The sequence below is a fragment of the Idiomarina sp. MD25a genome, from assembly GCF_001870515.1.
Lineage (GTDB): Bacteria > Pseudomonadota > Gammaproteobacteria > Enterobacterales > Alteromonadaceae > Idiomarina.
In genome coordinates, this window is sequence record NZ_MDGT01000002.1 from 343,022 (window position 1) to 355,085 (window position 12,064).

General features: G+C 47.7%; 8 protein-coding genes. 5 read left to right on the plus strand and 3 right to left on the minus strand.

Annotated elements, in window-relative coordinates:
* Positions 1-7: 7 nt before the first annotated feature.
* Together mfd and BFR57_RS02910 are read right to left on the minus strand one after the other, a co-directional pair.
* Positions 8-3,487, minus strand: a complete 3,480-nt coding sequence (gene mfd / locus BFR57_RS02905; RefSeq protein WP_071462549.1) for a transcription-repair coupling factor — start codon at positions 3,485-3,487, stop codon at positions 8-10.
* Positions 3,488-3,556: 69 nt separating this feature from the next.
* Positions 3,557-4,168, minus strand: coding sequence for a PilZ domain-containing protein (locus tag BFR57_RS02910; protein WP_071462550.1), 612 nt, complete (start codon positions 4,166-4,168; stop codon positions 3,557-3,559).
* 85 nt (positions 4,169-4,253) lie between these two features.
* On the opposite strand from BFR57_RS02910, the gene BFR57_RS02915 reads away from it, so the two are divergent.
* From BFR57_RS02915 to BFR57_RS02925, 3 genes are read left to right on the plus strand one after another with little or no spacing between them, the layout of a single operon-like run.
* Positions 4,254-5,477: a lipoprotein-releasing ABC transporter permease subunit gene (locus BFR57_RS02915; RefSeq protein WP_071462551.1), complete on the plus strand. Its 1,224-nt coding sequence runs from the start codon at positions 4,254-4,256 to the stop codon at positions 5,475-5,477.
* Positions 5,470-6,171 carry a lipoprotein-releasing ABC transporter ATP-binding protein LolD gene (lolD, locus tag BFR57_RS02920; RefSeq protein ID WP_071462552.1) on the plus strand — a complete coding sequence of 234 codons (702 nt, stop codon included), beginning with the start codon at positions 5,470-5,472 and terminating at the stop codon, positions 6,169-6,171. The genes BFR57_RS02915 and lolD overlap by 8 nt, the downstream gene beginning before the upstream one ends.
* Positions 6,158-7,384 (plus strand): lipoprotein-releasing ABC transporter permease subunit, encoded by a 1,227-nt coding sequence (locus BFR57_RS02925; RefSeq protein ID WP_071462553.1) that lies wholly within the window; start codon positions 6,158-6,160, stop codon positions 7,382-7,384. The genes lolD and BFR57_RS02925 overlap by 14 nt, the downstream gene beginning before the upstream one ends.
* Here the strand turns inward: BFR57_RS02925 and BFR57_RS02930 are convergent.
* Complete coding sequence (locus BFR57_RS02930; protein ID WP_071462554.1) at positions 7,381-7,905, minus strand: DUF2062 domain-containing protein; 525 nt, start codon at positions 7,903-7,905, stop codon at positions 7,381-7,383. The two genes, BFR57_RS02925 and BFR57_RS02930, sit on opposite strands and share 4 nt — an antisense overlap.
* A gap of 48 nt (positions 7,906-7,953) precedes the next feature.
* Here BFR57_RS02930 and BFR57_RS02935 point away from each other — a divergent pair, with 48 nt between their 5' ends.
* The gene (locus BFR57_RS02935; RefSeq protein WP_071462555.1) at positions 7,954-10,266 is read left to right on the plus strand and encodes a DNA internalization-related competence protein ComEC/Rec2; all 2,313 of its coding nucleotides are present in this window, start codon (positions 7,954-7,956) and stop codon (positions 10,264-10,266) included.
* A 48-nt stretch (positions 10,267-10,314) separates the two neighbouring features.
* Positions 10,315-12,063 carry a lipid A export permease/ATP-binding protein MsbA gene (msbA, locus tag BFR57_RS02940; protein WP_071462556.1) on the plus strand — a complete coding sequence of 583 codons (1,749 nt, stop codon included), beginning with the start codon at positions 10,315-10,317 and terminating at the stop codon, positions 12,061-12,063.
* The last annotated feature ends 1 nt before the right edge of the window (position 12,064 follow it).

The window sequence follows — 12,064 nt, forward strand, 5'->3', positions numbered from 1 at the left end:
CCCAAATTTATGTATCACTGGCGAGCTCTTCTAAAAGTGACTGTATCAGTTTTAAGCGACTTTGAGTATCCTCAATCGATTGAGTGACTTTGAGTTTCGTCGGCCCCTCTAAGCGGTAATTTTGAGGACATTTTTGAATAAGACCAATAATCGTTTCAGGCTTGACCTTGGGTGTTTCATTAAACTCTATCGTACCGCCTTGATTGCCCATATCGATTTTACGTATTCCTAACGCTTCGGCGTGATTGCGAATACGTGTTTGAGCCACCAGATTTTTACTGGCATCCGGTAACAGACCAAACCGATCAATTAACTCGACCTGAATATCTTCAAGTTGTTCGTCATTGTTGCAGCTTGCGATGCGCTTATAAATGTTTAAGCGCGTATTGACGTCAGCTATATAGTCGTCTGGTAGTAGTGCGGGTATACGCAAGTCAATTTCTGCACGACTGCGTGTGAGGCCTTCGAGTGTCGGCTCTTTGCCATCTTTGAGCGACTCAACCGCTTGCTCGAGCATATCGGTATATAGGGTGAAACCAATGCTTTCAATTTGACCACTTTGATCGTCGCCAAGCAGCTCTCCTGCACCGCGAATTTCAAGATCATGGGTCGCCAACATAAAGCCAGCGCCTAAATCCTCTAGCTGTGAAATCGCTTCTAAGCGTTTTAGCGCATCTTTGGTCATCCGCTTTGGATGTGGCGTGAGAAGATAAGCGTAGGCTTGGTGATGAGATCGTCCAACGCGTCCTCGCAACTGATGTAACTGAGCCAGGCCAAGATGGTCAGCGCGATCAATGATAATCGTATTGGCGCTAGGTACATCAATACCCGTTTCGATAATTGTAGTACAAACCAAGACATTAAAGCGTTGGTGATAGAAGTCACTCATAATACGTTCAAGGTCACGCTCGCGCATCTGGCCATGTGCGACGGTCACACTTGCTTCTGGCACCAGCGTTTCGATGTCGCGGGCTGTTTTCTCAATGGTGTCGACATTGTTGTGCAGGAAGTAAACCTGTCCACCGCGTAAGGTTTCTCGTAAGATGGCCTCTCGAATGGTGGCATTGTCATGTTCACGCACAAAGGTCTTAACAGCGAGGCGTCGAGCCGGTGGTGTTGCGATAATCGACAAATCACGGATATTGTTCATTGCCATGTTCAGTGTACGCGGAATCGGAGTGGCCGTGAGCGTTAAGATGTCCACATTGGCACGCAGGCGTTTGATTGCCTCTTTTTGCCTTACGCCGAAGCGGTGTTCTTCATCTACAATTAATAAGCCTAAGGCTTTAGGTTTAATATCACCTTGTAACAGTTTGTGGGTACCGATGAGTATATCAACCTTGCCTTCTTCGGTGTCCGCAAGAATTTGTTTCGACTGTTTTGCAGTTTTGAAGCGCGATAGTACCTCAATGCGCACTGGCCAGTCGGCAAAGCGATCTTTAAAGTTCTCGTAATGTTGCTGCGCTAACAACGTTGTAGGCACTAATACCATGACCTGACGGTTGTCGTTGACGGCAATAAACGCGGCGCGCATCGCAACTTCTGTTTTACCAAATCCGACGTCGCCGCAAACTAAGCGATCCATAGGTTGAGCTGCTGCCATATCCTGTACGACGGCATTAATAGCATTGAGCTGGTCAGTAGTTTCTTCAAATGGAAACCCTTCAGCAAAGCGATGATAATCATCTTGGTCTATTGTAAACCCATAACCTTCGTTAGAAGCGCGTTTGGCGTAAACATCCAATAATTCAGCAGCAACGTCCCGTATTTTTTCCGCCGCCCGTTTTTTAGCCTTCTCCCAGCTATCATTGCCGAGTTTATGTAACGGGGCATGATTTTCTTCGCCGCCACTGTAACGACTCAGCACGTCTAAACTTGCCACCGGCACATAGAGCTTTGATTGCTGAGCATACTCGATAGTAACAAATTCAGTGGTAACGTTGCCCGCGTCAAGTGTCGTGAGCCCTTGATAGCGTCCCACACCGTGATCGATGTGAACAACAGGTTGTCCTGTCTTTAACTCGGCTAGGTTTCGAATGAGTGCATCGGAGCTTTGCGTTGGTTTTTGTTCACGGCGACGACGTTGCGAGACGCGGTTGCCCATTAACTCCGTTTCAGTAATCAGGTAAATGTCTTCTGAGCCCAAAAACACCGAGTTAATGATGGGTCCGACTGTAATTGCTAGAGGCTCGTCTGATTGCTCAAAATCACTGAAGTGCATGACGCTTGGGGCAGGGTAGCCAATGCGGCCGAGGATATCGTGCAGTGCTTCTTTTCGACCAGCAGACTCGGTCATAAATAATAGACGTTGCTGGCGGTTGATAGCATCCTCAATGAGTTGCTTAAGCTTGGCAAAAGGTTGTTTATTTTGATGCTCTGCGGCGATATCAGTCACTGCGTTAGTATCAAAAGTGACTGCGCCGGGGGTCGGTTTACCAGCCGGGACGGCCGCACGTATGCGCCGCATATGTTTGAAACGGCTGTGAACTTGCTCCGCCAACATAAACACTTCGTTTGGATGCAACAACGGCTTTTGTTGATCGTATCGGCGCTGCTCGTAGCGGTGACTAATATCAGTCCAGAGCTTTTCAAGCGTCCCCTGAATGTCGCCAAAGGTAACCAATAGCGCGTCATCAGGTAGGTAATCAAATAGCGTTGCCGTCTGTTCGAAGAACAATGGTAAGTAGTACTCAATCCCGCCAGGCGCCTGTCCTTTGCTAACTTGTTGATACAGGGATTCGCGTTCATTGCTTATCTCGAAACGCTCGCGGAAAGCGGCGCGAAAGTGTTCGATACCCGCCTTAGTTAGAGGAAACTCGTGCGCAGGTAGTAACTTGACCGAATCGACGGGCTCTAGTGAACGCTGTGTCTCAGGGTCGAATGGACGAATACTGTCGATCTCGTTATCAAAGAAATCGACTCGAAATGGTGACTCACTTCCCATCGGGAATAGATCTAATATCGAACCGCGACTACTAAACTCGCCATGTTCCATGACCTGTTCAACCGCACGATAGCCGTTACGTTCGAGCTGCTCACGTAGAGCTAAGGCATCGAGCTGCTGACCAATACTGAGATCGAGAGATTGGCTTTGCACAAATTCAACAGGGGCGATACGTTGCAACAAGGTATTTAAGCTAACAATCAAGGCGCCTCGTCGTGCTTGCGGGAGGCGTGCTAGAACACTGAGACGCTCAGAGATAATATCTTGATGGGGCGAGAATGTGTCATAAGGCAGTGTTTCCCAATCCGGAAAGACCGTTATATCGTCATGATATTCGGTGTTCTCACCCGCGAAATAGCGTACTTCTTGCTCTAGACGATGCGCTTGGTTGGCATCTGCTGTGACGACCAGCACGCGTCCTGGCGTACGATCGATAACTTTCGCAAGCGCAAGAGCGGGTGAGCTTCCATTTAACTCAGTCCAAGTAATGTCTTTTTGGGCTGAGTCTGCAAAAGGTGGATTGAAAACCGAAACTTTAGTCATGACTACCTAACGTTAACTGCAATTCTGTGCTGCATTATACTCAAAATAGACGTGATTTGGATGTTATCACTATGAGTTTTCTGGCTTATCTGCTTGCTTCCTCTGTTCCGCTCGTGCTTTAAGGTGACGGGTTTGGCTATGCAAACTATGACGTATCACATGCTCATGATCTTGCTCGCGGATTTGCAAAAACGAGAATGTAGCTTCGCGCGTATTCTCAGTCTGTGTCTCGCACTCGACGCATTCGACATAACAGTAAACCGCCAACGACTCTTCGCGAAAAATTAAGTTAGCTTGAAACTTATCTCCCACAGTAAAGGGTTCTGTTACCTTCACGCGAAAGCCTCCGCCACCGAACTCATGCGCTGTAAGTGAGTAATCGTCGTTATGAGTATGACTCAGAACGTAGCCCAACATCATCCCCATACGCTGATTAATCAGTGCGAGCGCGTCAATCAATGCAGGTGAGTTAGGATTTTCTGAGCGAACACGCTGTAACGCAGATTGATCGCTGCCAGCGAGCTCTGAACAGAGCTTAAAGAGTTCTGGAATTTCAGCCTGTAACGCTTCGTCAGAGGGTATACGTTCTGCTGCAACCGGATTGAGCTGCACAGGTAAGCTATCAGCTACGGTGAAATACTCACCAATAGGACGCAAATTAATGGACTGATTCGGCTGCATTTTTGTCTCGCAAAGTTGTCAGGCTGCTAACAACTCATTATCCTTGAGCTTTTCTAATAAGCAACCATCATTTCAAGGGCATCGTTTGCGGTCAATTACATTCTCTATCGCGTTGAGGTATAGCCGAACAAAAGCATACTCTGCGTTTACTCGGTTTATTCAACGGTTTGCATTAGGCGGAATCGCTGTAGGCGTAATGGCGCTCATTGTGGTGATGTCAGTCATGAACGGTTTTGAAGGTGAGCTTAAGCAACGCATTCTCGGCGGGGTACCGCACATCCAAGTACAGGGTGACCAGGTACAAAGTGAATTAGCTACGGTCTTGGATTTGCGCTCAGCCGGAGAGATACAGTCGATATCCCCCTATGTTTCTACTGAGGCATTGATACAGGTGCCGGGTAACCTTGCGGTCGTAACGTTGCAGGGCTTCGATATTGCCAGAGCAAAATCGCAGTCAATCCCACCGGCTTTGCAAAGCGCGTTGATTGCCGGACAGTGGTCGTCCTTGGCAGCAGGCGATTACAACATTATTTTGGGTCAAACGTTGGCGAATCAGTTGAAGCTCGCTATCGGCGACAGGGTGCGTATTGTCTCTTCGAAAGGGGCTGTATACAGCCCATTGGGTATGCTTCCTTCGCAACGCACGTTTCGTTTGGTGGGTGTATTTGCGATGCAGTCAGACTTGGATAAACACTTGGCTGTTGCAAATATTGATGATGTGGCGCGACTCATTCGCGATCCTAATGCGTCAAAGACACATGTTCAGGTGCAATTGCAAGACGCATTCAACGCACCGAAAATCGCGTCATTCATTCGATCGAATAGTACCTTGACCGTTACTGATTGGCGGCAGCGTTATGGTCAGTTATTTGATGCCGTAGGCATGGAAAAGCGTATGATGTGGCTGATGCTGGCGCTGATTATAGCGGTTGCAGCCTTCAATACATTGTCCGCGCTGGCTATGGTGATCGATGATAAACGGCATGATATTGCAATTTTACAAACTATCGGCCTGACACAAGCGCAGGTGCGGCGAGTTTTTCTGATTCAAGGTTGTTACATAGGTATCGTGGGTACCCTATTAGGCACCCTGTTAGGGGTGTTGATAGCGACCTTTATCAATCCGATTTTACAGGCTCTTGGGAGTCATTTTGTGGCTGGGTTGGGGCAACAACTGCCTGTGCAGTTTGAATGGCAGCAAGTGCTATTCATTGCCGCTACAGCACTTATACTTACTCTCGTCGCGGCGTTTTATCCCGCAGCCAAAGCCGCCCAAACTGAACCTTCTGAGGCGTTACGATATGACTAACGATTTAATTCAAGCGCACAACGTGAGTAAAACCTTCCGCGATGGCGATAATCAAGTGACGGTATTGAAAAATGTGAGCTTAACAGTCGCCCAAGGCCAGCTGATGGCAATTGTCGGTAGTTCGGGCTCGGGTAAAAGCACGTTACTTCACATTTTAGCTGGGTTGGACACACCGTCTGAAGGGCATGTGTTATTTGAGAACGTGGCTTTGACAGAACTTAATGGTTCGCAAAAAGCGCAATTAAGAAACCGAAATATTGGTTTTGTTTATCAGTTTCATCATTTGTTGCCCGAATTTGATGCGCTAGAAAATGTTGCGATGCCGTTACGCATTGCGGGTGAGTCAGAGCACCAAGCAACCGAACAAGCGCGTGCGTTGTTAGCACGTGTCGGGTTAACCGAACGTATGCACCATCGACCCGCTCAGCTATCCGGCGGTGAACGGCAAAGAGTTGCCATTGCGCGGGCCTTTGCGAATAAGCCTAAATTGGTTGTGGCGGATGAGCCCACCGGTAACTTAGATGGACAGACAGCGGAATCGGTATTCGAGCTAATTTTGGAAATGAATAAAGAATTTGGCACAGCATTTATTATCGTGACACACGATATGGAGTTAGCAGAGCGAATTGGCTCTATTTATCGTCTGCACAATGGCACATTGTCAGCCGTGGGTGAAGCGCATGCTTACACTTAAGCTAGCTAGACGTTTCTCCGAGCGGCGCAGCCGTTCAGGCTTGTTTGCATTTATTGCGTCGTCATCTACGGTCGGCATCGTGCTGGGTTGCGCAGTATTAATTGCTAGCCTTTCTATGATGAACGGATTTCAAAATGTGTTGGAGCAAAAGCTGCTTAGAGCGGTTCCCCATGTCTCGTTTACTAAAGTGGAGGGCACTTTTAGTAGCTGGCAGAATATTGTCGAAATCGCTAAGCAAGATAGTCGTGTTGTTGAAGCATACCCCGTTATCAAGCAAACAGCCATGTTGCGCTCAGGCGATCAGTTTAAGGGTATTGTTTTGGAGGGTATTGCTGTCGGCGGGCCGCATCCGAGTGCGACCGAATTTTTTAGCGATAACAGCTTGGCGCGTCTTGGTGGTCCGAACACCATTGTTTTAGGTCAGGGGATTGCTAAAAGCTACGGGGTCGAGGTGGGTGACACATTAGAGTTGTTAGTAGCCGATCAAAGTAGCCAACAGTTTCGTTCTCCCCAACGTCATGCTCTTAAGGTAGTGGGTCTATTTGAGTTTGGAGGCGAGCTCGACCATCAAATGGGATATGTCAGTCTCGCCACCGCACGCACGATAGGTGAGATCGAGCGAGGTGTTTCTACCGTCGAGTTAAAAGTAGATGATGTATTTCAGGCACCACGAATTGCCAATGAGGTCGGTAATCGATTACCAGAACTGGTCTATGTTGATAACTGGATGCGAACGCAGGGTCATTTGTATCGCGATATTGAGTTAGTTCGTACGGTGATTTACTTGGTTCTCGTACTGGTGATGGCGGTGGCTTGTTTTAATATAGTCTCAACATTAGTGATGACAGTAACTAAAAAACGTCCGCAAATTGCGATGTTAAAAACTATGGGTTTAGATAATCGCCGAATTGTCGCGACCTTTTTCTGGCAGGGCACACTTAGCGGCCTAAAAGGAGCTGTATGGGGAAGCCTTCTGGGGATTCTACTAGCCTCGGCGTTGCCCGATATTATTTTATTGATGGAGCAACTACTGCATTTTCAGGTGCTGTCGGACGACGTTTATTTTGTCAGTGAGGTGCCTTCACAGTGGCGTTGGTTCGATGTCGCCTTAGTCTCATGTGTGGCAGTGATTATGAGCGCCGTCGCTACGCTTTATCCCGCATGGCGAGCCACTCAAATTGAGCCCGCTCAAGCGCTACACGAACATCATTAATCGCGCTTTTGGTTTCTGTGTTGGCGCGCTTCCCAAGCGCGCACAACTGATACGCGCCACATCACTCGAATCGCAATATAGCTGACTAAGCTTGAGAGCGTACCCATGATAAAGCAGCCTAATAAAAATGCGGGGCCAATGGTTTCGATACTGTAAATCAGCCAGTCCCAACTTAGCTCGAAGTTAAATGGATGCGCGGGTGCGGAAAGCACCGCTCGACCGACTTCGTAGCAGAAGTAAAACAGTGGCGGCATGGTGATAGGGTTGGATATCCAAACTAAGCCTACTGAAAGGGGGAGGTTAACCCTAAATAGAATAGCCCCCGCGGCTGCAAGCAACATTTGAAATGGAACGGGGATAAACGCGCAAAACAGACCTACTGCAAAGGCGCCTGAGGCAGAACGACGGTTTAAATGCCACAAATTGGCATCATGTAGCAACGAGCCGAATACTTTAAGTGCGCGTGTCTGGCGAATTTTCTCATGATTCGGCATCCATTTTTTGATCATGCGTCTTGCCATTGCAATTCCCGTTTACATCTAATTGTGCGACTGAACTGGAAACACCGAATGGGATACAGCTCGTTTACTTTGCTCGCCGGAACAGTTATGGCGCTGTATTCTACTCACTTAATCGAAAAGTGGCTAGTCGCTTTAGTGATTGTTGTAGCGATTTGTGCTGTACCGTTTTGCCGCCACACCCGAAAATTTCTCAACCAATTTATTATGCTTTGTATAGGGATACTGATTGGAACTCATTTTGTATCAAACCTCGCTCAACAACACACTCAGTTGCCAGAAAGGCAGTGGCTTTCAGTCTATCTAACTATCGAAAATATTGATTATCACAGTGATGAACGTAGTCGCTTTGTTGCTACCTTATCTCGAGTCCATCGGGGTAATGAAGTAATAACTGAGTATTGCCAATGTCGGGTGCAACTCTATTGGTACGGCGACCTACCGCGAAAGACACTGAGTCCGGGGCAACAGTATCGCGCGCAAATTAAGCTTAAAATGCCGACCACATACTGGAATCAAGGCTCGGCAAGACCTGCTCGTTACTTGTGGGCAAAGCAATTAGTCAAACAAGGTTACGTGCGACAGATGCAGCTTACACAGGTTGAAGCGTCGGTGCGATGGCGTGTTTATCGGGCTTTTGAGGCGGCTGAACTCGAATTTGCTGGAATGTTACAGGCTCTAGCTATCGGTTACCGCGGCAGTATCCCATTTGAACAACGTGATGTATGGCAGCGCAATGGACTGCAACACTTGATGGCCATTTCTGGGTTACATATCAGTTTAGTAGCGGGACTCATTTTTTTAATGCTCCAACGCGGTATTGCAAGCCTGCCGCATAAGGGCAAGTTTTTACTTAATCGTGAGCGTTTGTTATTAAACCCCGTTGCCGCTGTTGTTGCCTTGGTTGTTGCACTGCTTTATACCAGTTTAGCGGGCTATGCAATTTCAGCTCAACGCGCTTGGCTCATGTTGCTGTTATTTTGGGGGCAGCGTTGGCTTGGCTTAACGACGCGTGACTGGAAAAGGCTTTGGCATGCCGCTGTGATTCTTATCGTGATCGATCCTGGCAGTTGGCACGATATCGGCTTTTGGTTTTCGGTACTGGCTGTTGCGGTGATTTTATTATGCCAATGGGGATGGCGAGTAAACTCGTCCGTTGGTTGGGCAATAAGGTTGCTTCAAACGGTCTATTTACAGCTGCTATTTTTAGCGTTGATGGGACCGCTATCATTGACGATATTTGGCGGAGTCTCTTTGGTTGCGCCACTCAGTAACTTGCTAGTAGTGCCGGTTTTTGCTTTTTGGGTACTGCCATTAACCTTGATGGGGGCCATTGCTGCTATTACTTGGGCAGACACGTTTGCCGCAAACTTATGGTGGTTAGCCGAACAGCCGTTGATCGTGCTACAGCCCCTATTGGAATGGCTCGCAAAGACACCTATCGGATGGTTGGATGGAAGTTCCGTTACAACCGAAAATGTTTTGCTTTGGTTGCTTGGGTTGGTACTCCTATTGCCGTTGTGGTTCATGCGTTATTACTGGTGGATGAGTGGCGCCTTGGGGGGACTTTTCGCTGGTTTCGTGCTTTGGGGGCGTTGGCATCAATCAGACGTGAGCTTTCATGTTTTAGACGTAGGCCAAGCCCAGGCGCTAGTGATTGAGCGTGATAACGCGGCTTGGCTAATCGATTTAGGGCGCCGATTTTACATGGGGCGGAGTCATTTTGAATCGGTTATTGACCCCTTTATCAAACAGCGTGGGTTACGTATCGAGCGCGTCTCGCTAACACATCAAGATGCCGATCACAGTGGCGACTGGCGTACGGCACAAGCGCGTCTGTCAGATGTGGACTGGTCGGGCGCATTAACGCAGAAACCTTGTCAGGCGGGACAAAACGGTGTCTGGCGTGATATTCAATGGCAAGTAGTATGGCCTAAACAGGCACGCGCTGCAGCGAGTAACTCGAGTTCCTGTGTATATTGGTTTACCTACGGTGCGATTGACTGGCTTGTCACCGGTGACATTGGGTTCGGCGAAGAGCGCACATTGGTGGAAGAAAAGCGTGTCAGTGACGTCGAAATATTGGTTGCTCCGCATCATGGTAGCGCTTTTTCGCTAGGCTCCCTGATGCTGAAAGCGACTCAGCCGCAACTGACCGTGGTGAGTGTTGGCGGTGCAAATAATTATGGAATGCCAGACAAGTATACCCACCAGCGCGTACTTGAATCTGGTAGTGAGTGGGCCACTACAGCGGACTATGGGCAGCTATCGATTGAGATAGATGCCCAGTCATGGACACTCAAAACACCCATGTTATTCGATAAAACGAATGCAAAGTCCTACAGTTCGACTAGCCAACAGTGATATAAAGCAGATAAAATAGCGGGGATTTTCAGAAACTAATGGCATTGCATGGATTCTAAAAAGGAACAACCGAGTACGCTGAAGCGGCTCGCATCATATATAAAGCCTTACAGATCTGCTTTTATCGTCGCTATTATTGGTATGTTGGGCTACGCCGGCGTCGATACTCTATTTTTCTCGCAAATTGAGACCCTAATTGATGAAGGGTTAACCCAACAAGACTCGAGTGTTTTGCTTTGGGGGGCTGTATTCGTGCCGGTATTTTTTATTGTGCGCGGATTATTTAACTTTATTTCGACTTACTTCTTGAGCTGGGTCGGCTTTAAAGTAGTGACACGGATGCGTCAGCAACTGTTTGAACACCTCATGAAGCTACCTGTTTCGTTTCACGATAACCATTCGACGGGCGACTTAATTTCCAAAATCACATATGACACTCAGCAAGTTGCCGAAGCGTCGAGCCGAGCTCTACTGGTGCTTATTCGTGACGGTGGTTTCGTGGTGGGCTTGTTGTGTCTGATGTTTTATCAGAGCTGGCAGTTGAGTTTGGTGTTTTTAGTGATTGGTCCTGTAATCGCCAAGTTTGTCGCGGTTGTCTCAAAGCGGTTTCGTCTAGTAAGTGGCCGTATTCAAACCGCGATGGGTAACGTTACAACGACGGCCGAACAGATGATTAATGGTCACAAAGTCGTCGTGATGCACGAAGGCCAAAAATTAGAATCTAAGCGCTTTGGTGAAATCAATAACATCACCCGCAACCAAAATATGAAGTTAGTGAGTACGCGTGCGATTAGTACTTCGGTGATTCAGTTTATTGCTTCACTGAGTCTAGCCATGGTGCTGGTAATAGCCAGCTTTCCCGAAATGTTGCAAAACCTTTCGGCGGGTGCATTCACGACGTTGCTGACATCGATGATTATGCTGCTGCGACCATTGAAGCAGTTGAGTAATGTGAACAGTGACTTTCAACGCGGTTTAGCCGCAGCAACGAGTGTTTTTGGTATTCTCGACCAACCGGTTGAAGTGGATAAAGGCACCCACATGGTGGATCGAGTGAAAGGGGATATTAAATTTAACCATGTTACGTTCCGCTACAATGAACATGATGATCCGGCTTTAGAAAACATTAGTTTTGCGGTTGATGAAGGCAAAACACTGGCATTGGTTGGGCGTTCAGGAAGTGGTAAGTCGACTATTTCGAACTTATTGACGCGCTTTTACGATGTTAGTGAAGGTGAGGTCACCATTGATGGGCGAAACATACAAGACTACCGTCTTAAATGTTTGCGCCGCCAAATTGCTTTGGTATCACAACATGTCACCTTATTTAATGACACGATTGCCAATAATATTGCTTATGGCACATCTAAAAATGTATCTCGGGAAGATATCATCAAAGCCGCTGAACAAGCTTACGTGACTGAATTTACCGATAATATGAGCCATGGCTTAGATACCATGGTCGGTGAAAACGGTGTGATGCTATCGGGGGGGCAGCGACAGCGTATCGCTATCGCTCGAGCACTTCTGCAAGACGCTCCTATACTGATTCTCGATGAGGCAACGTCAGCGCTGGACACCGAGTCTGAGCGGCATATTCAAAAAGCACTGGGTGTTTTACGTACCAATCGGACTTCAATTGTCATTGCACACCGATTATCCACGATTGAGAATGCCGATGAGATTCTAGTGATGGACAATGGACACATTGTCGAACGCGGAAACCATCAGTCGCTGCTTGACAATGAGGGTCCGTATTATCAGTTACATAACTTGCAATTTAGTGGGGTGAATTAAA

Bases quoted from the DNA above. Each gene is read 5' to 3' on its own strand.
- BFR57_RS02925 (WP_071462553.1), top strand. From the start codon at position 6,158: ATGCTTACACTTAAGCTAGCTAGACGTTTCTCCGAGCGGCGCAGCCGT.
- msbA (WP_071462556.1), top strand. From the start codon at position 10,315: ATGGATTCTAAAAAGGAACAACCGAGTACGCTGAAGCGGCTCGCATCA.
- BFR57_RS02910 (WP_071462550.1), bottom strand. From the start codon at position 4,168: ATGCAGCCGAATCAGTCCATTAATTTGCGTCCTATTGGTGAGTATTTC.
- lolD (WP_071462552.1), top strand. From the start codon at position 5,470: ATGACTAACGATTTAATTCAAGCGCACAACGTGAGTAAAACCTTCCGC.
- BFR57_RS02935 (WP_071462555.1), top strand. From the start codon at position 7,954: ATGGGATACAGCTCGTTTACTTTGCTCGCCGGAACAGTTATGGCGCTG.
- mfd (WP_071462549.1), bottom strand. From the start codon at position 3,487: ATGACTAAAGTTTCGGTTTTCAATCCACCTTTTGCAGACTCAGCCCAA.
- BFR57_RS02930 (WP_071462554.1), bottom strand. From the start codon at position 7,905: ATGGCAAGACGCATGATCAAAAAATGGATGCCGAATCATGAGAAAATT.